The sequence below is a fragment of the Actinoplanes lutulentus genome (assembly GCF_003259845.1).
Classification (GTDB): Bacteria; Actinomycetota; Actinomycetes; order Mycobacteriales; family Micromonosporaceae; genus Actinoplanes; species Actinoplanes lutulentus.
In genome coordinates, this window is the sequence record NZ_QLMJ01000027.1 from 131,434 (window position 1) to 151,545 (window position 20,112).

A 20,112-nucleotide genomic window follows, 5' to 3' on the forward strand; every position below is an offset into this window, starting at 1 on the left:
CTGGTCGAGATCGGGTCACCGATGCACGACGCGTACCTCGTGAACCTGGCCGTTCGTCTCGATGAGCAGCCATGTGGCGGACACGGTCTCCCAGACGGTGACGTCCGGGCCGGCGACGACGTCGACGAGGCGCCAGTCCTGCTCGACGGCGGCCCGCAGCGCCGCGGGCCCGGACGTGCGGTGACCGGCCGGCCAGTGGACGACGAGGTTCGGCGCCCAGCGCTCGGAGGCGCCCGGCGCCGTGCCCGCCAGGATCGCAGCGGCCTCGGCCCGGCGCTGGGCGGTGAGAGCGGCCGCGTCCCCGTGCCGCTCGTCGTGCACGCCGGGCAGGATGATCGCCAGCTGCCGGCGGGCCTCGCTCAGGCGGCTGCGCACCGTGCCGACCGGAATGCCGCAGAGCGTGGCGATCTGCTCGTACGAATGGCGGTCTGAGAAGTAACGCAGCACCGCGACCGGGCGCACCGCGGGGGACAGCCGGCCCAGCGCGAAACGGACCCAGTCGCGGTCGGCGTCGCGGTCGACCACCCGCTCCGGGCCGTCGACCTCCGGCGCCGGCAGATCCGCCTTGATCTCCATCACGACGGTCCGCTGCGCCCGGAGCCGCATCCGGCAGTTGTTACGGACGATCGTGTGCAGCCACGCCCGTACCGCGGAGGGGTCCCGCAGCCCGCGGATCCGGCCGAGCGCCGCCATCGCGGCGTCCTGGCAGGCGTCCTCGGCGTCCGGGCCCGGGCCCAGGATCTGGTTCGCGACCGACCGCATGCCGCGGTAGTGCGTACGGAAGATCGCGGTGAGGCTGTCGGTGTCACCCTGCTGGGCGGCGTGGACGAGCCGGGCGTCATCGGTATCGGTCAGCGGCATGGCGGCAAAGCTAGAGAAGAGCAGTGGAGAGTTTCTTTACCCGGCGACCGAACTTCGGCGCCGCGGCACGCATCCGGATGGTGTGGAGACTTTTGTGAACACGTTGCCGGACCGCATCGCGGCCGGCTGGGCCGACGCCGTCAGCTGGCTGGCCGAGGTGACGCCGCAGGGCCGGCGAGCCGCCCGCGGACCGGCCGGGGCGGTGATCACCCGCACCCCGGTGACCTCGCTGAACGCGGCATACGACATGAGCCGGGAGCCCGACCTCGCGGCGCTGGACGAGATGGCGGCCGTCGTGGCCCGGTACGAGGTGCCCTGGTCGATTATCGTGCGCGGGGAGGCGGCGGACGCGGTCGCCGGTCTCGCGGCCCGGCACGGCCTGACCGCCCGTTCGCCGATGCCGGTGATGGCCTGCGCGGCCACCGATGCCGTGCTCGACGGGGCTTCGGACCCGGCGATCCGGGTGGCCGGCGCGGATCAGAGCCACCTCTACACCCGCGTCCTCAACGCCGGATTCGGAGCGGATTTCGGTGGCCTCATGCAGGGCGGGGTCCTGGAGGCGCCGGGTTTCACCGGATATCTGGCGTACCGGCGGGGACGGGCCGTGGGCACCGGGCTGGGTGTGCTCAGCGGCGAGACGGCCGGTGTGTTCAACATCGGTGTGCTGCCGGCGGAACGCGGGCGAGGGCTGGGCCGGGCGCTGGCCGCGCGCACGCTCGCGGACGGTTTCGCGGCGGGCGCCACGACGGCCTATCTGCACCCGTCGCACGACGGTTGGGCGCTGTACGAGTCGATGGGGTTCCGCGTCGTGGACACCTGGGCGGCATTCGCCGGCGAGTAACTGCGCCGCGCGTTCACTAACTCTCCAGTGGGCCTTGCCAGTGTCGGTGCCGAGGAGCCGATCCGCCCGATAACCCGAGGAGACTGTAATGACCAAGCCGACCATCGTTCTCGTGCACGGAGCCTGGGCCGACGCGTCCAGCTGGAATGCCGTCGCGGCTCAGCTGCGTGGGCACGGTTTCACGGTACTGGCGCCGCCGAACGCGCTACGGGGGGTGGAGGCCGACGCCGCGTACCTGTCGTCGTTCCTCGCTCAGCGCACGAGCGGCCCGGTGGTGCTCGCGGGTCACTCGTACGGCGGTGTGGTGATCAGTAACGCCGCCGGCAACGGCGGTGACGTGCGCGCGCTGGTGTACGTGAACGCTTTCATCCCGGCCGAGGGCGAGAGCATCTTCGGCATTCTGGGTGGATCGGGATCGGCCCTCGACGTCCCGGACCCGACGACGGTGCTCGACGTCGTCGGGTACCCGGGTGCGCCGGAGGGTGACGCGGAAGCGTTCCTGAAGCCGGACACGGTGTTCCGCTATTTCGCTCAGGACCTGCCCGAGGCGGACGGCTGGAACGTCGTCACCGGCCAGCGGCCGATCACGCTGAGCGCCAACGCCGCCCCGACCACTACGGCGGCCTGGCGCACGCTGCCGAGCTGGGCCGTCGTGGGCACCGAGGACCTGGTGATCCCGGCCGCCACGCAGCGGTCCCTGGCCGATCGTGCCGGCTCGAAGATCTTCGACGTGGCGGCGTCGCACGTGTCGCTGGTGTCCCAGCCGCAGGCGTCGGTCGAGGCGATCCTCGCGGCGGCCGCGCACGTGGGCGACTGAGGATTCGCACAGCGGTGAACCCCGAGCGGATCGTTCACGGTTCGTGGCGTCTGCCCGGGGATCGCCCGGTGTCGTGAAACATTTATGACTTTCGCTGTTGACATCGGTTAACAAACCAAACAATGCTGTGAGAGCGCTCTCACAGTGGCTTCGCGGTTCCTGGCGAGTGCGCCGGCGAACGGGTCATACCTCTGTGACCTGTCCCCTTCGCCGCCATCCGCCACGCGGCCGCTTCCCCGAGGTCTGCCGGGTGTGCCTGGACAGAACTGAGGAGTTGGCTTGCGAACCAGAATGAGATGGCTGACCGCCGTCGCCGCCCTGGCGGTGGCGGCACCGGTCGTGGCCGTGACGATGCCCGCCTCGGCGGCGTCGCCCGCCGTGCTCCCGATGACCGTCACCAACAACACCGGCCGCGGCGACGCCGTGTTCCTCTATGTCATCGGCACCATGAACGGGCGCTGGGGGTACGTCAACACCGGTGGCGCCTTCACGCCGTGGCCGGCCGGCGGCAACCCGCCGGTGCCCGCCCCGGACGTGTCGATGGCCGGGCCGGGCAACGGCGGCACCACGACGATCCGCATCCCCAAGGGTCTGTCCGGCCGCGTCTACATGGCGATGGGCGACAAGATCAAGTTCTTCATCACCCCGGACGGCTTCGTCCAGCCCGCGCCGTGGGCGCCCGGCGACCCGAACTTCAACACGCTCTTCGACACCAGCGAGTTCACCTTCAACGACTCCGGGCTGTGGCTGAACAGCTCACAGGTGGACTTCTTCGGCATCCCGCACGCGGTCACCGTGACCAACGGCGCCGGGCAGACCAAGCGCACCGGCGACGTCGTCAACGACGGCCGGAACAAGGTCATCAACGCGATCAAGGCCCAGCCCGGCTGGCAGGACTCGGTGATCACCCGCGCCGACGGCACGGTGCTGCGGGTGCTCGCGCCGGGCAAGGCCACCGACGCCGGGAAATTCTCGCCGACCTATCTCGACGCGTACATCAACGCGGCGTGGAGCGCGTACACCAGCAAGACCTTGACCGTCGTGCCGCGCGAGGCCGAACCGAACCGCAAGTTCTTCGGCCGGACCGTCGGCAACACCATGCGCTTCACCGACAGCACCGGCGCCGAGGTCGCGACCGTCGACAAGCCCAGCACCGCGAACGTCTGGGGCTGCGACGGCGTCTTCAACGCTCCTAACGTCGCGCCGTTCATCCAGAGCGAGGTGCGTCGCACCATCTGCACAGCATTGGTACGCGGAACGCTCGGCCCGTCCACCGTGGAACCCGTTTACGACGCGAACGCGTTCTACAAGAACAGCGCGCCGAACCACTATTCACGGATCATCCACGCGAACATGGCCGACGGTAAGGCGTACGGATTCGCCTATGACGACGTCGGTCACTTCGAGTCGCTGGTCAACGACGGTGACCCGCAGCAGGCCGGCATCATCATGAGCCCGTTCGGCGCCGGCGGGAACCCGCCCACCACGCCGCCGGCCACCGGCAACCGGATCCTCAGCAACTGGAACAACAAGTGCGTCGACGTCAACAACGCCAACTTCTCCGACGGGGTGCAACTGCAGGTCTGGACCTGCAACAACTCCGCGGCGCAGGCGTGGACGTTCAACGGCAGCACCATCAGTACGCAGAACAACAAGTGCATGGACGTGGCCTGGGGCGCAGCTGCCAACGGCACGGCCATCCAGATCGCCACGTGCAGCGGGAATGCGGCCCAGCAGTTCGTGCTCAGCGCGGCCGGCGACCTGGTCAACCCGCAGGCGAACAAGTGCGTCGACATCGCGGCGTGGAACGCGAACGACGGCGCCAAGCTGCACCTCTGGGACTGCGTCGGCGGCCTGAACCAGAAATGGCGCAGGGGCTGACCCGGCCGGTAGTTTGGCCGTCCGGTTGAACGGTTAGGGGTGTCCTCGTGGAGGTGAGCGGTACGCGGATCGCGGTGGACCGCATCCTCGGGGACACCCTCGAAAGTCTGACCAGGTCGGGCAGCCCGCCGGTACTTCCAGCGTCAGAGCTGGCGGACTGGCGGTTGTCCGGCCCGGCGAAGGCCGCGCTGTTCGCGTACGGACTCCCGCCGGAAAGGGACGACGGCCTGATGGGCGTCGCCGGCGTGTTCCGGGAGCACGTCCTCGGCGTCTACGGCTCCGCGAAGCTCGTTGCGGACTCGGATGCCGTCCTGGCCGTTCCGCGCTCGACCGCCGTGCATCCCGACCTGGCCGGGGGAGTGACGCCGACGACGGTCAACTCGTCGGTCCCGGCCTTCGTCGAGTGTGCGTGGCGCTGGCATGGGATCGTTCCGCTGCTCGCCGAGGCACAGAACGCCGCGGGAGAGGCCGAGATCCGGGCGTGGAAAGACGGCGTGGAGCTGCCGGACGCCTATCTCGGTTATCAGCAGTTGTGCGAGTACGTGCTGGAGCGTTTCCGGGAGATCGATCCGGACACCGGGTTCTGGCCTGACGTGATCATCGACCTGCCGTAGAGATCAGTCCTCGACCAGGTCGGTCAGCGGGGTCGGCTTGCTGATGTTCGCCGGCGCGTTCCACTTCTGCAGCTCCGAGGAGTTGCAGGTGACGACCTTGACCTTGCTGGTGCCGTCACCGTGCAGGTCACTGCTCGGCGCGGTGTACGAGGTGTCGGTCTGGCGGGTCGGCTGCAGGCAGTTGCCCTTGTAGTCCTTGATCCGGTAGCTCGTCGCATAGTCGCCGGTGTCGTGGTAGACGGTCCACTGCAGGTAGTTCTTGGCTTGCAACGCCTCGGTCGAGCACAGCTCCACCGTCACCCAGGAACTGGAGGTGGCGGTGCCCGGCGACTTCAGGCAGTAGTTGCTGCCGCAGCCCTTCGCCGTGCTCGTCGAGCAGGCGCTGACCGAGTTGCTGGTGGAGGTGTAGTTGTTGACGATGATCGGGCCGGTGGCCGAGACCTGTTTCTTGGTGGCGTCCGGCACCGGGTGGACCCACTGCTGGTTGAAGTCGACCACGCCGTTCGGCGCCTGCTTGCAGAACCACGTGATCATGTACGTCGCGCTCATCGACTTGCTCGTCACGTCCAGGCAGCGGCTGAACTGGGCATAGTTGACCAGCTGGTACGTGTTGTCCCCGGCCATGCCCGCGCCCACGCCGGGTGCGGAGCGCCAGACCGTCTTGGTGGCGGCGCTGGTGCAGGATCCGAGAGCGACCGCGCTGCCCGCCGTTCCCGGCTGGACGACGTTGATGCAGAACGACTCGACGACCTTGGACGCGTTGGCGGAGTGGAACAGGCTGTTGCCGTCCAGACTCCATTGGAACGTCGAGGTTGCCGGAGTGGTCGCCGGGCACGGCTGGAAGACGAGCGGGTTGTTGTTGGCGTGGGTGGCGCCCGAGTACAGGCACATCCCGTCGTCGGCGCCAGTCGACTCCGAGCCGATCAGCTTGAGGTACAGGTCGGCGGTGTAGCCGAACTGCTGGCGGCTGCTGCCGTCACAGGTCGCCATGATGAGCGCGGAGCCGACCGTCGGGGCCTTGCTGGAACCGGAGTCCATGCACTGGTTGCCCAGGGTCGAGCTGGAGATCCGGATCTGGCCGCCGGGGATGTTGGTGTTACTGGTGGAGAAGACGTACGTGGCGGCCAGGGTGCGCTTGAGCGTCCCGGTGGTGCCGACCGAGACGACCTTGGCGGTGGTCGGCACATCGGTGACCGGGCAGGACAGTGCGCCGCCGGCCGCGTCGTAATACGTGACCGTCACCTGGTACGCCAGCCGCTCGGACGTGTCGGTGGCCCCGGCGTCGCCACTCAGGACGCACGGCGGCATGTTCTCCAGATAGCCCTCGCGCGTCTCCACGTCGGAAGCGGCCCGCACCCGGGCCATCATCACGTCCATGCCGGCCTGGGCGGCGTCCAGCATGGTGGTGCGCTGGGCGAGGTTCTGGGTGGCCTTGGTCTGGCGGACCACGAGCGGAACCAGGAACGCCGAGATCGACAGCACGACCGTGATGAGGAGCATCGCCATTGGCAGCGAGCCCTCGTCCCTGCGGAGCGTCGTCAGGCTCATGAGGTGGGCCTTCCCTTGCTGCAGTCGTTGTCGAGAAGCTCGCGGTTGTTGCCGAAGACGTTGTACGACGTCGTGTTCTGCGCCGTGAAGAGCACGTCCACCGGCATGGTCACGGTGGCGTACTTGGCGGTGAACCGCAGGCGCAACTGGCTGTGCTGCGGCACGTACCCGGTGCCCGTGCCGGCGGTGCCGGGGCTGGCCGAGGAGTTCGGGCTGTCGCCGGGCAGGATGATCGTGAACGGGTCCTGGGTCCCGGTCAGCGTCAGGTCGGTCGCGATCGTCGTCGGTGTCTCCGGCGTGCTGGTGAGCGTCGGATTCCAGCTCGCCAGGGTCAGTACGCCGCTCTTGTAGACGAGCTGGCGGCAGATTTTCGGCGGGCGGGTGGTGTTCACCGGCGGCGGCGTGGCGTACTCCAGGTAGTAGTTGCCGCCCACCTTGCCGGCAGGGGAGAGCCAGTTCGCGTAGCGCACCTCCTTGTCCAGTCTCCGGAAGCTGGTGGTGATCTGTTCCCGGGAGCTGGCCAGGCCGTCGGCGCGGTTGACGTCCGAGTAGACCTCGAACAGGCCGCCGACCACCATCACCATCACCACGCTCATCAGGCCCATGCTGACCAGCAACTCGATCAGCGAGAAGCCGGCGTCGTCGCTCCTGCGCTCGTGGAGAAAGTCGCTCATGTGACCTTCCAGATGAACGTGAGAACGCTGAGGTTGCTGGACAGGCCGGTCGCGGTGGCGGTGACCGTGTAACTGCCGGCGGTGGTCGGTGTGCCGGAGATGATCCCGGTCAGCGCGTTGTAGCTCATGCCGGTCGGCAGCCCGGTCACGGTGACCACCGGGGACAGGCCGAGCAGCGCGCCGTTCGTGGTCAGGGTCAGCGATGCCGCGGCGCCCTTGACCGTGCTCTGGTCGGCGGCCGTCAGCGCGGGCGCCGTGAAGACCAGCGAGGTCGTGGTGGTCACGATGATCGAGACGCGCTGGCTCGCGGTGGCGCCGGTGCCGTCGGTGACGGTGATAGTGGGCAGGAACCGGCCCGACGCGGTCGGCTTGCCGGAGATGGCGCCACTCTTCGCGTTTATCTTGACCGAGGGTCCGGTGGGCAGATTGGTGGCGCTGTACGTGTAGGTGCCGTCACCGCCCGAGCCGACGGCGGTGAGATCGATCTGGTCACCTAGTTTGATCGTCTGGTCGGCGAGGGTGCCCAGGACCAGCGCGGGATAGGTCGAGTAGGTGTAGGTGGCCGTGCCGGTCACCGCGTTGGCGTCGGCGATCGTGTACGTCACCACGTAGGTGCCGGCCGTGGTCGGGGTACCGGTGATCAGCCCGGTCTTCTTCGCGATCGTCAGACCAGGCGGCAGACCGGTCGCGGTGTACGTGTACGCCGGGACCCCGTTCGCTCCGACGGCCTGCAGGCTGACCGCTTCCCCGACACGCATCGTGGCGGCCGGCACGGTGACGGTCGGCGGCAGCACCACCTTCAGCGCGATCGGTTCGGTGTCGGTGCGGCCCTGGTTGTCGGTGACAGTCACGCTCAGGTTGGTGGTGCCGGCCGTCGTCACGGTCCCGGCGATCACGCCGTACTTGGACATCGAGAGCCCGTCCGGCAGCTTCGGGCTGGCGGCCGCGAGCGTCCAGACGTTCGGCAGGTACCCGCCCCGGGCCTCCAGCTGGAACGACCCCTCCACGTCCTTGTAGAAGTAGATCGTGGTGGTGAGCACCGTCGGCGACGCCCGGTGGAAGTCGAAGATCGGCTCGGCGGCCCGGGCCACCAGCGTCGAGGTGATGTACTCGCACATGCTGGCACCGCTGCTGCTGGTGCAGGCCCGGTCCGGCCAGGTCTCCAGCACGACGACGCGGAAGAACTTGAGGATCTTGGTGGAGTCGGTCGGCGCGTCCGAACCCTGCGGGTAGACGCATTCACCGGAGCTGGTCTTGACCAGGTAGATCTCGCACGCGCCGACGTAGATGTTCTGGGTGAAGGTGGTCCCCTCCACGGTGAGCTTCTGGGACGCGGTCGGGATCGGCGCGTCCGCGCCCTCGGTCGACGTGGCGTCGGTGATCGTCAAATCGGCCTCGACCGCCATCGTCGCCAGATAGCTCGCCAAGGACGTGGGCGCGGCATCGAACTGCGTCTGGGTGGCGCTCTTGCTGCGCCCGCTCAGCAGCGCGCTGCCCTGCAGGCCGCGTACCTGCTCGATGGCGGTGTTCGCGAGCTGGATCGCGGCCTGCCGGCCGCGCTGGGAGTTGACGTTGTTGAGACTGGCGACGAAGAAGGGGGTGCTGGCGAGCAGGGTGATGCTGACGATCGCCAGAGCGACGATGATCTCGACCAGGCTGTAGCCCTCGTCGCCGTCGTCCCGCACCGACCTCTCCCGCATACTCCCCGTCCCTGATGCCTCTCGTGCGGATGATCGGCAGGTGGGCTGGAGTGCTTAGCGTCAAGAGTCCTGCTTCTCCTCGGGGCCCGTACGAGGCTCACTGAGGTCATACGAGCCGTTCGGCTCTGGCGCGCGGCAGATCGATCGACCAACGTCGAAGGGAAACCACCTCTGGAGGTTGGTATGAGATCGATAGGAAGCGCTGTGGTGACGGTGTCGGTCGCCGTGTTCGGGTCGGTCGCCGCGACAGCGCAGCCCGCCGGCGCCACCGGTCCGCGGACCGAGCGGGCCAGCGTCGGTAACAACGAACAGCAGGCTGCCGGTCGCAGCTTCATGTTCTCGCTCAGCGGCAACGGACGCTACGTCGTGTTCGACTCCTCCGCCGCGAACCTGGTCCGCGGGGACACCAACGGCACCGAGGACGTGTTCCTGCGCGATCGCTGGGCACAGACCACCCGCCGGGTCAGCGTCTCGTCCAGCGGCAGGCAGGGCGACCTGGCGAGCTCCAACCCGTCCATCAGCGATGACGGGCGCTGGATCACGTTCGTCTCGGACGCCACGAACCTGGTGCCGGGTGACACCAACGGGTCCTCCGACCTCTTCCTGCGCGACGTGCGGACCGGCACCACCCGCCGGATCGCCCACATCGAGCTGTCCGGCGACCGGCCGTTGTGGAACGGCACCATCAGCGCGGACGGGCGTAGCGTCGTGCTCTCCGCCGGGGACCCGCTACTGCCGCAGGACACCAACGACCACGAGGACGTCTACGTCATCGATCTGCCTGCCGGAACGATCAGCATGATCACCCCGCCGGAGGCGGACGACGGCAGTCACTCACCGGTCGTCAGCCCGACCGGCCGGTACATCGCCTTCGGGTCCTGGGCCACCAACCTCGTGCCGGGCGACACCAACGGCGCGCACGACGTGTTCCGGTACGACCGGGTCGCCGGCACCACCGTACGGGTCAGCCTGACCAGCGACGGCCGGCAGATCGCCGGACGCAGTGACGGACCGGCGGTCAGCGCGGACGGGCGTTACGTGACCTTCTTTTCGGAGGACCCCGGCATCGTGCCGGGCGACACCAACCCGGAACCCGACGTGTTCCTGCGTGACCTGCGCAGCGGTACCACCACGATGGTCAGCGTCACCGCGGCGGGCACCCCGGGCAACTACAACAGCAGCTCCGCGGACATCAGCCCGGACGGCCGTTACGTCGTGTTCGGATCCTGGGCGACCAACCTCGTGCCCGGCGACACCAACGACTGGTACGACGTCTTCGTCCGCGACCTGCGCACCGGCCGGACCTCGATGGTCAGCGTGTCGACCGCCGGCACCCAGGGCAACTTCGGCGGCGAGAACGGCGCCATCAGCAGCGACGGCCGGCACATCGCGTTCACCTCCTTCTCGTCCGACCTGGTCCCGGGCGACACCAACGACGACCTCGACGTGTTCATCCGCGACCTCTGAACGACATGCGGGCCTGTCCGCGCCCTGATGCCGACGCGGATGTAACAGATGAAACAGATCCGGAACCGGTGCTGAGCTGCGATGACACTGCCGCTGACGCGGCAATGCATTGACATGAATGTTTCTTAAGAGTTGCATCACCGGTACGTCAGCCCCCGGCTCTCGTTCCCCCGGATTTCGTTCACACTGGGAGTCCCCATGCCCTCGACAGGCATCCCGTCATCCCCGAGACGGCGAAGACTGCTCGCCGTCCTCACCTCCACCGCCGTGATCTTCGGTCTCGGCATTCTCGGCGTCACCAACGCCTCGGCCGCCAGCGCCGGGTCGCTGGTCGGCGCGGGCAGCGGCAAGTGTCTCGACGTCGCGAACGGCTCGACCGCCGACGGCGCCGCGATCCACATCTGGACCTGTTACAGCACGGTGCCCAGCCAGCAGTGGACCCTGGCCGACAACGGTCAGGTGCAGTCGCAGGGCAAGTGCCTGGACGTGGCGAACAACGGAACCACGGACGGCTCTCTGACCCACCTGTGGACCTGCTACGACACCGTGGCCACCCAGAAGTGGACGCTCAACGCCTCCGGCGCGCTGGTCAACCAGGCCAGCGGCAAGTGCCTGGACGTACAGAGCAACGGCACCGCCGACGGCTCGCGGCTGCAGATCTGGGCGTGCGCCGGCTCCGCCAACCAGCGGTGGACGCTGTCGGGTGGTCCCACGACCCCGCCGACCACCCCGCCTACGACGCCGCCCACTGACAATCCGGTGACCAACCCGGATCTGGGACCCAACGTCTCCGTCTTCGACCCCTCGATGCCGGCGTCGACGATCCAGAACCGGCTGAACCAGGTCTTCAACCAGCAGGTCACCAACCAGTTCGGGACCCAGCGGTACGCGTTGCTGTTCAAGCCGGGCGCCTACAACGTCGACGCGAACGTCGGCTTCTTCACCCAGGTCGCCGGGCTGGGCCTGGTCCCGGACCAGACCACCATCAACGGGCGGGTGCACGTCGAGGCCGACTGGTGGCCGGACGGCTCGCAGAACGCGACCCAGAACTTCTGGCGTTCGGCGGAGGGCCTGGCGGTCAACCCGACCGCCGGCCTGGACCGCTGGTCGGTGTCGCAGGCCGCGCCGTACCGGCGGATGCACGTACGCGGAAACCTGGCGCTCTCCGACGGCGGCTGGTCGTCCGGCGGCTGGATCTCGGACACCAAGATCGACGGCCAGATCGACTCCGGCTCGCAGCAGCAGTGGATCACCCGTAACTCGCAGATCGGCTCGTGGACCGGCCGGAACTGGAACCAGGTGTTCGTCGGGGTGCAGGGCGCTCCGGCGACCAGCTTCCCGAACCCGCCGTACACCAACGTCGGTCAGTCACCGGTGATCCGGGAGAAGCCTTATCTGTACGTCGACGCGGCCGGTGCGTACCGGGTCTTCGTGCCCGCGCTGCGCCGCAACGTCAGCGGCACCACCTGGGCGAACGGCAACCCGGCCGGTGAGTCGATCTCGCTGAGCCAGTTCTCCATCGTCCGGCCCGGTGACACCGCCGCGAACATCAACGCCGCCCTCGCCGCGGGCCGGGACCTGCTGGTCACGCCGGGCACCTACAACATCAACCAGACGATCAACGTCACCCGGCCGAACACCGTGGTGCTGGGTCTGGGTCTGGCCACGTTCGTACCGCAGAACGGCATCGTGCCGATGCGCGTCGCCGACGTCGACGGCGTGAAGGTCGCCGGCATCATGTTCGACGCCGGAACCACCAACTCGCCGGTGCTCATGGAGGTCGGGCCGGACGGCTCGTCGACCGACCACGCGGCCAACCCGACCTCGCTGCACGACGTCTTCTTCCGCATCGGCGGCTCGATCGCCGGCAAGGCCACGGTCAGCCTGAAGGTCAACAGCGATGACGTGATCGGTGACCACACCTGGATCTGGCGTGCCGACCACGGCAACGGCGGAACAGTCGGCTGGAACATCAACACCGCCGACACCGGGCTGATCGTGAACGGCGACGACATGACGTTCTACGGACTGTTCGTCGAGCACTACCAGAAGTACCAGACCATCTGGAACGGCGAGAACGGGCGCACGTACTTCTATCAGAACGAGATGCCGTACGACCCGCCGAACCAGGCCGCGTTCATGAACGGGTCGACGCGGGGGTGGGCGGCGTACAAGGTCGCCGACGCGGTCAACAACCACCAGGCGTGGGGGCTGGGGTCGTACGCCTACTTCAACGTCAACCCGTCGGTGGTCGCCGAGCGCGCCTTCGAGGTGCCGGTCAAGCCGGGCGTGCGCTTCACCAGCATGGTGACGGTGTCGCTGGGCGGCACCGGCACGATCAACCGGGTCATCAACAACAGCGGTGCGACCGTGAACAGCGGTAGCCAGGTGGCATATCTGACCTCCGGTCCCTGATCGGCAGCAGGGCCCCGGGAATCCCGGGGCCCTCCTGTCGTGGGGTCAGTACTCCTTCTTGATGACGAAGTAGGAGCCGCGGATCGTCCCGGCCAGCTTTGATTTCTGGCGGGCGAATTTGAACGACCCGAGTTCCTCGGGAACCTCCATGCCGTCGGAGAGTTTGAAGCCGACAGCGCGCTTCCCGCCGTCGTCCACGGTGTACATCACGTTGATGGACAGGCCGCTCTCGTAGAAGACGTAGGCCATCCGGATGTTCTCGACCTGGAAGGCGGTCGCTTCGAGCGGCTTCGAGGAGATGACGATGCCGCGCTCCTGTTCGAGGATGCGGCTCACCCAGTCGATGGTCTCCTTCGCGTCGCTCGCGGGCTCGACCGTGAAGACATGACTGTATTTGTTCTTGAAGTACCGGGCCTCGTTCGCCCGCAGGCCGGCGAGTGTGGCGGAGACCGGCGACGATTCGAGCCCGGCCGTCGACACGGTGTCGAAATCCACTACGTAGGTCATGGCGATACCCCCGGAGTGCCTGTCCGCGGTGGACGCGGCCCTGGTCCAACCCTAACCGGCACACCGATGTCTCCGGGGATCTCCCGCATCTGTGCCAATCCATCTGGGCGTCGCGGCGATACGGACACGTCCCGGCGTAGAAATTGCTGTGCGCACGCCCTACAGTGTGCGGACTGAGCAACCTAGGAGGGTGCAGTGGCGGAGTTGCCACCAGAACAGCCGGACCCGGCTGTGCCTGCGGATTCGAACAAAGACGTTCCCGTGCCGGCACCTCAACTGCTGGTCATGCCGCCTACCGACGCGATCCCGTCGCTGGTCTGGCCGGGCGCCGAAGGCGAAACGGCATGGGCAATTCCCGTTCAAATTCCATCGGGTACGCGGGGATACGCCCTGTTCATCCCGATGATCCCCGTGCAGACGGCAACCCCGGCCGCCGCCAAACCGGCCGAAGTCAAGCCGGCCGCGGTCAAACCGGCGGAAGTCAAGCCGGCTGAACCCAAGCCGGCTGAACCCAAGCCGGTTGAACCCAAGCCTGCCCCCGCTCCGAAACCCGCGCCGGTGGAGAACGCCACCCCGTCGGACCTGGCGTTCACCCCGGCGAAGCCGAAGCCGCCGGCCCAGCGGCCGAGTCCGCAGCGACCGGCACCCGTGGTGCACGCCCCGATCCACGCGTTCGGCACCTACGAACGGCGCCAGACCACCTGGGAAGCGTTCCGCGAGAAGCACTGGCCTGGGCCGAAGGCCGCCCAGGGCTGGGCCGTCCCGGCCGGCGTGCTCGCCGGCGCCCTCGGTTTCCTGTTCTTCCTGCCGCTGGACCGGGTCGGCATCGGCTGGTTCCTCGGCTGGCTGGCGCTCACGCTGGGCGTGACGTTCGGCGTACGGAAGTCCACCGATCTGTCGCGCAACGAGGCCCTGATCCGGTCCGGCTGGGCCGCGGCGGCGCTCGCGCTGATGCTCGTCCCGGCGTTCCGCAACGCGTGGTGGCTGGTGACGTTCAGCGTGCTGGGCGCGATCGGCTGCACCGCGCTGGCGATCGTCGGCGGCCGGCAGGTCCGGTCGATCCTGTTCAGCCTGGTGGCGGCCCCGTACGCGGCGTTCGCCGGCATCCCGTGGGTCCGCAGGCACCTGAAAGCGGGCAAGAACCCCGGCATCGCCAAGCGGATCTTCTTCTCGGTGGCGCTCACCGTCGTGGTGCTGTTCGTCTTCGGCGCGCTGCTGTCCTCGGCTGACGTCGCGTTCTCCCGCCTGCTGGACGACGCGGTGCCCGACTTCGCGTTCGGTTCGGTCTTCCAATGGATCTTCCTGGCCGTGACCGGTGCCCTGCTCGCCGTCTCCGGCGTCTACACGCTGACCGCGCCGCCGTCGACGTCCAGCATGGATACCGAGGGCAAGGCCAGGTTCGGCCTGCTCGAATGGGCGCCGGCCGGTGCCGCGCTGGTGCTGCTCTTCGGCGGCTTCGTGGCGGTGCAGTTCGCCGTACTGTTCGGCGGCAGCCGGCACGTGCTCAAGACCTCCGGGCTCAGCTACTCGGAGTACGCCCGCAGCGGCTTCTGGCAGCTCGTCGCGGTCACCCTGCTCTCCCTGGCACTGATCGCCGCCCTGGCCCGATGGGCAAAACGGGACGAACCGGTCGAACGGGTGCTGTTGCGCGTACTCTTGGGCCTGCTTTGTGGGTTGAGCGTGGTGATCGTGGCGTCCGCGCTGTCGCGGATGTGGGAGTACCAGCGGGTTTACAGCTTCACCGGTGAGCGGATCTTCGTGATGGCGTCCGAGATGCTGCTCGGCGTGATCTTCGTGCTGATCGCCGCCGCCGGCATCAAGTGGCAGGGCCGCTGGATTCCCGGCACCACCGTCGGGCTCGCCGTGCTGATGCTTCTCGGTCTCGCGGTCCTCGACCCCGAGGGTTACGTGGCGAGCCGCAACGCGGCCCGCTACGAGGGCTCCGGCAAGATCGACGCCTGGTACCTTCGCGCGCTCTCCGCCGACGCGACGCCGGCGCTGACCGAGCTGCCCGATCCGGTCCGCCGCTGCACGCTGAGCTGGATCGCCGAGGATCTCAAAGAGCCAGACCCTTGGTACGCGTGGAACCTCGGCCGTCAGCAGGCCCGGGAAGCGATCGACAAGCTGGGTCCGGAGGCGATCGGCAACCAGAAGGACTGCCGCGCCGCTGACCAGTTCGACCTGCCCAAGACCCGCAGGTGAGCAAGGGTGCTCCGGCCTCGTGCCGGAGCACCCTCCTGGCGCCGGGGTCAGCCGATGTGGAACGCGTCGCCGTAGACCTTGAAGTCCAGCGGCGTGTTCAGGTCGAAGTTGCTGTTGTTCAGGAAGACGCGCTGGGCGGTGTCGATGCGGGTGACGTCGTCGTGGGCCGCTTCCTTCTTCATCTCGACGACCCGCTCGTCCAGGAACGCGTTGAGCCAGGCGCGCTCGTCGCCGCCCTGGGCCGGCGGCTTGGCCTTGGCGAGGGCCCGGCTGCGGATCGACCGCATGCCGCCGTAGCCGTGCACGACCGAGGCGTCGTAGTACGCGAACTGGCCGAGCGCGCGGACGCCGTCCGACTTGCCGTCGCGGACCGACGGGTTGAAGTACACCCGGTCGCGCTCGGACTCCTGCGCGGCCTGGAACACCGCGTCGGCGGCCGCGGTCTTCCAGTCCCTGGTGAAGTTCGGGTCGAGGCCCGAGTGCGAGGCGGTGCCGTTGACGCTGCGCAGCGCCGGGAGATACTTCGCCAGGACGTTCGAGGGCTTGGTGGCGGTGTACGCCTCGACCAGTTCGAGCATGTCACCGGTTCCGGAACAGAAGCCGATGATCCCGGCGGTGTAGCCCCGGCCGTCGTTGATGTCCTGGATGTAGGAGAACTGCGCCCGCCAGTTCAGCGACGAGTTCTCGGCCGCCGAGACGATCTGCATGGCGACGTCCTTCTTCGCCGGATCGTCGAGGTTCTTGCCGGTGGACGGCGGAGTGCTGGTGGGCGGGGTCGTGGGGGTCGAGCCGCCGGGCAGCGTCCAGGTCTGGTTGGCGGTCGCCGAGCAGGTCCAGATCTGCAGCCGGGTGCCGTTGGCGCTGCTCTTGTCGGTGACGTCGAGGCACTTGCCGGAGACCGGGTTCACCAGGGCGCCGTTGGTGAAGGTCCACTTCTGAGCGCCGGTGCCGTTGCAGTCGTACAGCTGGATCTTGGTTCCGTTGGCCGTCGCGGCGGCGGTGATGTCCAGGCATTTGCCCAGTGCCTGCAGGGTGCCGTCGGTGTTGCCGGTGGTCCACCGCTGGGCGGCCGAGCTGTTGCAGTCGTAGATCTGAATGGCGGTGCCGTTGGCGGACGAGGCGCCGGCGACGTCGATGCATTTGCCGCCCAGGCCGGTGATCGGGCCGGCCGTGGCGGCGCTGGCCGGAAGTAGTCCGTAGATCGTGGCCGCACCGGCGAGGACCAGTCCGGACGCAGCGTAAACGGCGGTTTTCACGCGAAACATGGCGCTCCTGGGGAAAGGGGATGGAAGGGTGGCGCGCGCTGGACGGACTCTATGACTGTTAAGTAGCTTTATCAATAGCCGTCAATAGGGAGCTTCGATGTCACGTCTGGCCGGCTCGTCCAAGCTGCTGCGCGCCATGAACGAGAGCGCGGCGCTCGAACTGCTGCTCGACCCCGGCATGCTCACCCGCGCCGACCTGCGCAGGATCACCGCGCTGTCCACACCGACGATCTCCGAGCTGCTCCGGCGGCTGACCGCGGCCGGGCTGATCACCGTGGTCGGGCACGACAGCGGCCGGCCCGGGCCGGCCGCGGAGATCTACGCGGCTGATCCGGACGCGGCCTACACCGTCGCCGTCTCCATCCGCGAGACCGGGACCAGCGGAAATCCGTCGGTGGCCGCCGCGCTCTGCGACCTGACCGGCACGATCCGGGCGACGGTCGAGACGCATGTCGACTTCCTCGGCGCCGACCCGGTGTCCACCGTGGCCGGCGTGGTCACCCGGCTGCGGAAACGGGCCGGTGTCGAGGCCGGCCGGATCCGGCACGTGCAGCTCGGCGTGCCCGGCTCGTACGACCCGAGGAGCGAGACGATCCGGCTCACCGACGTGCCCGGATTCGGCCGGCCCGGTCTGGTGCCGAGGATCGCCGAGGCGCTCGGCACCCGGGTCGGCGCCGACAACGACGTCAACCTGGCCGCGGTGGCCGAGCGGCGGCGGGGCGCCGGCCGGGAGGCGGAGAACTTCGCGCTGCTCTGGATCGGTCAGGACGGGCTGGGCCTGGCCATCGACATCAACGGGACGCTGCTGCGGGGTACGCGTGGTGGCGCCGGTGAGATCGGCTATGTGCCGCTCTACTCACCCGATTCGCCGCACCGCAAGATCGATCTGCAGGATCTGTTCGGCGGCCCGGCGATCATGGAGCTGGCCCGGGATCACGGGATCGCCGGGGAGACTCCGGCCGCGGTGGTCGCCGCCGGCTCGGAGGAGTTCCTCGCCGTCCTGGCGGATCGCGTCGTGGTCGGGCTGGCCGCGGTGACCGCCATTCTCGACCCGTACCTGATCGTGCTGGCCGGGCCCATCGCCCAGGCCGGCGGCGAGGCGCTGCTCACGGCGGTGACCAGCGCGTTCGGGCGTGCCGCGCCCCTGGAGTGCTCGATCACCGTCACGGCCATCGAGGGCGACGCGGTGCTGCTCGGCGCTCTGGACGCCGGGCTCAAGGCGGTCCGGGAGGTTCTGGTCGCCGCCATCCGGGCCGGCTGACCGGCTGCTCGGCAACTCATCCCGGCCGGATGAGGCGCTGCGGCGTCCACGGTGTTGATCTGAACGCGGCTGTCGAGGAGGTCGCACCGTGGCGAAGAAACAGGACAAGAAGCTCGGCCGTAAGGCGTACGAAAAGGCGCTTGAGGATCTGCAGGCCGAGCTGGTCGCCATGCAGGAGTGGGTGAAGGCGAGCGGCGCCAAGGTGTGTGTCGTCTTCGAGGGACGCGACACCGCGGGCAAGGGCGGCACGATCAAGCGGATCGTCGAGCGGGTGAGTCCGCGGGTGTTCCGGGTGGTGGCGTTGCCGGAACCGACGGCGCGGCAGAAGTCGCAGATGTACATCCAGCGCTACATCGAGCACTTCCCGGCGGCCGGCGAGGTCGTCATCTTCGACCGGAGCTGGTACAACCGCGCCGGGGTCGAACGGGTGATGGGTTTCTGCACACCCGAGCAGACCGAACAGTTCCTCCAGCAGGTCCCCGCCGTGGAGGAGGCGATGGTCGCGAACGGCATCATCCTGATCAAGTACTGGCTGGAGGTCGGCTCGGACGAGCAGACGCGCCGGATCGAGAGCCGCGTCCACGACCCCCGCAAGGTCTGGAAGCTGTCCGACATGGATCTGAAGTCCTACAGCCGCTGGTACGACTACTCACGGGCCCGGGACGCCATGTTCGCCGCGACCGACACCCCGTGGGCGCCGTGGAACGTCGCGGACACCAATAGCAAGAAGCGTGGCCGGCTCAACATCATCAGTCATCTGCTGAGCCAGGTGCCGTACGAGCCGCTCAAGCAGCCGGACGTCACGCTGCCGGAACGGCAGAAGGCCGGCGATTATCAGGAACCGGCCCGCGCGCCGCGGTCCATTCCGGCGCCGTTCTGACGCGCGTACCGGTTCGCCAGGGGTTTCGCGCTGAGGCCGTGGGCGAACACGCTGAGCAGCACGGTCATGCCGATCACCGCCACGGCGGGGCCGGCGGCGTCGTGGAGTTCCTCGACAGCGATCAGAGCGAAGATGATCGAGGCGAGACCGCGCGGTCCGAACCAGCCGATGAACGAGATCGTCGGCAGTGAGAGACCGGATCTGATCAGGACGAGCCCGACCGGCAGCATCCGGACCACGGTGAGGCTCAGGACGGCGTACGCCACCACCCGCCAGCCGGCGTGGTCGATGACGATCGGGACCGCGACGGCCCCGAAGGCCAGCCAGGTGAGCAGGGAGACGAGTCCGGCTGTCTGCTCGACGTAGAAGACCTCCTTCACACCGCCCCGGCCGGCGTAGTGGCCGAAGGCGAGCCCGGCGACGAAGGCGGAGACGAAGCCGTTGCCGCCGAGCGCGACAGTGCTCGCGTACGCGGCCAGCGCGAGGGCCAGCACGGCCGGCCCGGCGAAGTCCTCGGCCGCCCATCCCCGGTGCCGGGCGATCCGCATGCTGTGGCCGCCGGCCAGCCCGGCGAGAACACCGACCCCGAGGCCGACCGCCAGATCGAGGAGTGCGCCGCCCAGACTCAGTGCGCCCTGGAAAGTCTCGGCGGTGACGGCGCCGGCGACGGCGATGGTCACGACCGGAGTGGCGATGCCGTCGTTGAGACCGCTCTCGACGTTGAGAACCCGCCTGATCCGTTCCGGCACGGCGGGGTTGGCCATCACCGCGGCGCCCAGCGCCGCGTCGGTGGGCGCGAGCGCGGCGCCCACCAGCAGGGCGAGCCAGAAACCCAGTCCGTCGAAGAGCAGCACTGCCAGCACGGAACCGGCGGCGATGGTGAGCGGCAGGCCGATCCCGAGCAGGCGGACGTACAGTCCCAGGTCGGCGCGGACCTCCCGGGGGCCGACACGGGAGGCGTCCGCGAACAGCACCCAGACCAGGGTCACCTCGGCCAGCAGCTTGACGACCTCCTGGGTGGCCTCCGGCTCCACCGCGCGCACACCCTCGGAGAACAGCACGCCGACCAGGACGAACACGATCGGCGCACTGAGGTCAGCCCGGCCGAGCCGGTTCGCGGTGAGACCCCAGCAGAAGATCGCCACCATGACCAGGGAGACAGCGGCCGCTTCCACAGGA

General features: G+C 68.5%; 16 protein-coding genes. 9 read left to right on the forward strand and 7 right to left on the reverse strand.

Annotation, left to right across the window (positions count from 1 at the left end; translation table 11 throughout):
- Nucleotides 1-15 precede the first annotated feature (15 nt).
- Nucleotides 16-861 (reverse strand): sigma-70 family RNA polymerase sigma factor, encoded by an 846-nt coding sequence (locus B0I29_RS41275; protein ID WP_111654629.1) that lies wholly within the window; start codon nt 859-861, stop codon nt 16-18.
- A gap of 94 nt (nt 862-955) precedes the next feature.
- Between B0I29_RS41275 and B0I29_RS41280 the strand changes: the two genes are divergently transcribed.
- The 4 genes from B0I29_RS41280 (at nt 956) to B0I29_RS41295 (ending at nt 5,014) form a co-directional block, all read left to right on the forward strand.
- Entirely contained in the window at nt 956-1,702 is a 747-nt protein-coding gene (locus B0I29_RS41280; RefSeq protein ID WP_111654630.1) for a GNAT family N-acetyltransferase, read from the forward strand.
- A gap of 88 nt (nt 1,703-1,790) precedes the next feature.
- Nucleotides 1,791-2,519, forward strand: coding sequence for an alpha/beta fold hydrolase (locus B0I29_RS41285; protein WP_111654631.1), 729 nt, complete (start codon nt 1,791-1,793; stop codon nt 2,517-2,519).
- A 279-nt stretch (nt 2,520-2,798) separates the two neighbouring features.
- On the forward strand, nt 2,799-4,400 hold the full coding sequence (locus tag B0I29_RS41290; protein ID WP_111654632.1) for a beta-1,3-glucanase family protein: 1,602 nt from the start codon (nt 2,799-2,801) through the stop codon (nt 4,398-4,400).
- A gap of 53 nt (nt 4,401-4,453) precedes the next feature.
- Complete coding sequence (locus B0I29_RS41295) at nt 4,454-5,014, forward strand: SUKH-4 family immunity protein (RefSeq protein WP_181558242.1); 561 nt, start codon at nt 4,454-4,456, stop codon at nt 5,012-5,014.
- Between the two features lie 3 nt (nt 5,015-5,017).
- Here the strand turns inward: B0I29_RS41295 and B0I29_RS41300 are convergent, their stop codons facing one another.
- The 3 genes from B0I29_RS41300 to B0I29_RS41310 are packed head-to-tail and all read right to left on the reverse strand — an operon-like array spanning nt 5,018 to nt 8,936.
- Nucleotides 5,018-6,562, reverse strand: a complete 1,545-nt coding sequence (locus B0I29_RS41300) for a DUF1561 family protein (protein ID WP_111654634.1) — start codon at nt 6,560-6,562, stop codon at nt 5,018-5,020.
- Nucleotides 6,559-7,236: a prepilin-type N-terminal cleavage/methylation domain-containing protein gene (locus B0I29_RS41305; protein ID WP_111654635.1), complete on the reverse strand. Its 678-nt coding sequence runs from the start codon at nt 7,234-7,236 to the stop codon at nt 6,559-6,561. The genes B0I29_RS41300 and B0I29_RS41305 overlap by 4 nt, the downstream gene beginning before the upstream one ends.
- A complete protein-coding gene (locus B0I29_RS41310; protein ID WP_111654636.1) occupies nt 7,233-8,936 on the reverse strand; it encodes a putative Ig domain-containing protein in 1,704 nt (567 codons plus the stop codon). The genes B0I29_RS41305 and B0I29_RS41310 overlap by 4 nt, the downstream gene beginning before the upstream one ends.
- 183 nt (nt 8,937-9,119) lie before the next feature.
- On the opposite strand from B0I29_RS41310, the gene B0I29_RS41315 reads away from it, so the two are divergent.
- Nucleotides 9,120-10,403, forward strand: coding sequence for a TolB family protein (locus B0I29_RS41315; RefSeq protein WP_111654637.1), 1,284 nt, complete (start codon nt 9,120-9,122; stop codon nt 10,401-10,403).
- Between the two features lie 198 nt (nt 10,404-10,601).
- On the forward strand, nt 10,602-12,818 hold the full coding sequence (locus tag B0I29_RS41320) for a ricin-type beta-trefoil lectin domain protein (RefSeq protein WP_111654638.1): 2,217 nt from the start codon (nt 10,602-10,604) through the stop codon (nt 12,816-12,818).
- A 45-nt stretch (nt 12,819-12,863) separates the two neighbouring features.
- Here B0I29_RS41320 and B0I29_RS41325 read toward each other — a convergent pair whose 3' ends face one another.
- On the reverse strand, nt 12,864-13,325 hold the full coding sequence (locus tag B0I29_RS41325; protein WP_111654639.1) for a phage tail protein: 462 nt from the start codon (nt 13,323-13,325) through the stop codon (nt 12,864-12,866).
- Between the two features lie 261 nt (nt 13,326-13,586).
- Here B0I29_RS41325 and B0I29_RS41330 point away from each other — a divergent pair, with 261 nt between their 5' ends.
- Nucleotides 13,587-15,527, forward strand: a complete 1,941-nt coding sequence (locus B0I29_RS41330; protein ID WP_245973163.1) for a DUF4153 domain-containing protein — start codon at nt 13,587-13,589, stop codon at nt 15,525-15,527.
- Nucleotides 15,528-15,574: 47 nt separating this feature from the next.
- Here the strand turns inward: B0I29_RS41330 and B0I29_RS47640 are convergent, their stop codons facing one another.
- Complete coding sequence (locus tag B0I29_RS47640; protein ID WP_111654641.1) at nt 15,575-16,792, reverse strand: chitosanase; 1,218 nt, start codon at nt 16,790-16,792, stop codon at nt 15,575-15,577.
- A 97-nt stretch (nt 16,793-16,889) separates the two neighbouring features.
- On the opposite strand from B0I29_RS47640, the gene B0I29_RS41340 reads away from it, so the two are divergent.
- Nucleotides 16,890-18,053 carry an ROK family transcriptional regulator gene (locus B0I29_RS41340; protein WP_111654642.1) on the forward strand — a complete coding sequence of 388 codons (1,164 nt, stop codon included), beginning with the start codon at nt 16,890-16,892 and terminating at the stop codon, nt 18,051-18,053.
- 88 nt (nt 18,054-18,141) lie between these two features.
- Entirely contained in the window at nt 18,142-18,933 is a 792-nt protein-coding gene (gene ppk2 / locus B0I29_RS41345) for a polyphosphate kinase 2 (protein WP_111654643.1), read from the forward strand.
- Here the strand turns inward: ppk2 and B0I29_RS41350 are convergent.
- A complete protein-coding gene (locus B0I29_RS41350; RefSeq protein WP_111654644.1) occupies nt 18,888-20,108 on the reverse strand; it encodes a cation:proton antiporter domain-containing protein in 1,221 nt (406 codons plus the stop codon). The two genes, ppk2 and B0I29_RS41350, sit on opposite strands and share 46 nt — an antisense overlap.
- Nucleotides 20,109-20,112 lie beyond the last annotated feature (4 nt).

What these genes read in the sequence shown, in the direction of transcription:
- B0I29_RS47640 (WP_111654641.1), bottom strand. Translation starts at nt 16,792, where the DNA reads ATGTTTCGCGTGAAAACCGCCGTTTACGCTGCGTCCGGACTGGTCCTC.
- B0I29_RS41340 (WP_111654642.1), top strand. Translation starts at nt 16,890, where the DNA reads ATGTCACGTCTGGCCGGCTCGTCCAAGCTGCTGCGCGCCATGAACGAG.
- B0I29_RS41315 (WP_111654637.1), top strand. Translation starts at nt 9,120, where the DNA reads ATGAGATCGATAGGAAGCGCTGTGGTGACGGTGTCGGTCGCCGTGTTC.
- B0I29_RS41325 (WP_111654639.1), bottom strand. Translation starts at nt 13,325, where the DNA reads ATGACCTACGTAGTGGATTTCGACACCGTGTCGACGGCCGGGCTCGAA.
- B0I29_RS41285 (WP_111654631.1), top strand. Translation starts at nt 1,791, where the DNA reads ATGACCAAGCCGACCATCGTTCTCGTGCACGGAGCCTGGGCCGACGCG.
- B0I29_RS41300 (WP_111654634.1), bottom strand. Translation starts at nt 6,562, where the DNA reads ATGAGCCTGACGACGCTCCGCAGGGACGAGGGCTCGCTGCCAATGGCG.
- B0I29_RS41310 (WP_111654636.1), bottom strand. Translation starts at nt 8,936, where the DNA reads ATGCGGGAGAGGTCGGTGCGGGACGACGGCGACGAGGGCTACAGCCTG.
- B0I29_RS41275 (WP_111654629.1), bottom strand. Translation starts at nt 861, where the DNA reads ATGCCGCTGACCGATACCGATGACGCCCGGCTCGTCCACGCCGCCCAG.
- B0I29_RS41320 (WP_111654638.1), top strand. Translation starts at nt 10,602, where the DNA reads ATGCCCTCGACAGGCATCCCGTCATCCCCGAGACGGCGAAGACTGCTC.
- B0I29_RS41305 (WP_111654635.1), bottom strand. Translation starts at nt 7,236, where the DNA reads ATGAGCGACTTTCTCCACGAGCGCAGGAGCGACGACGCCGGCTTCTCG.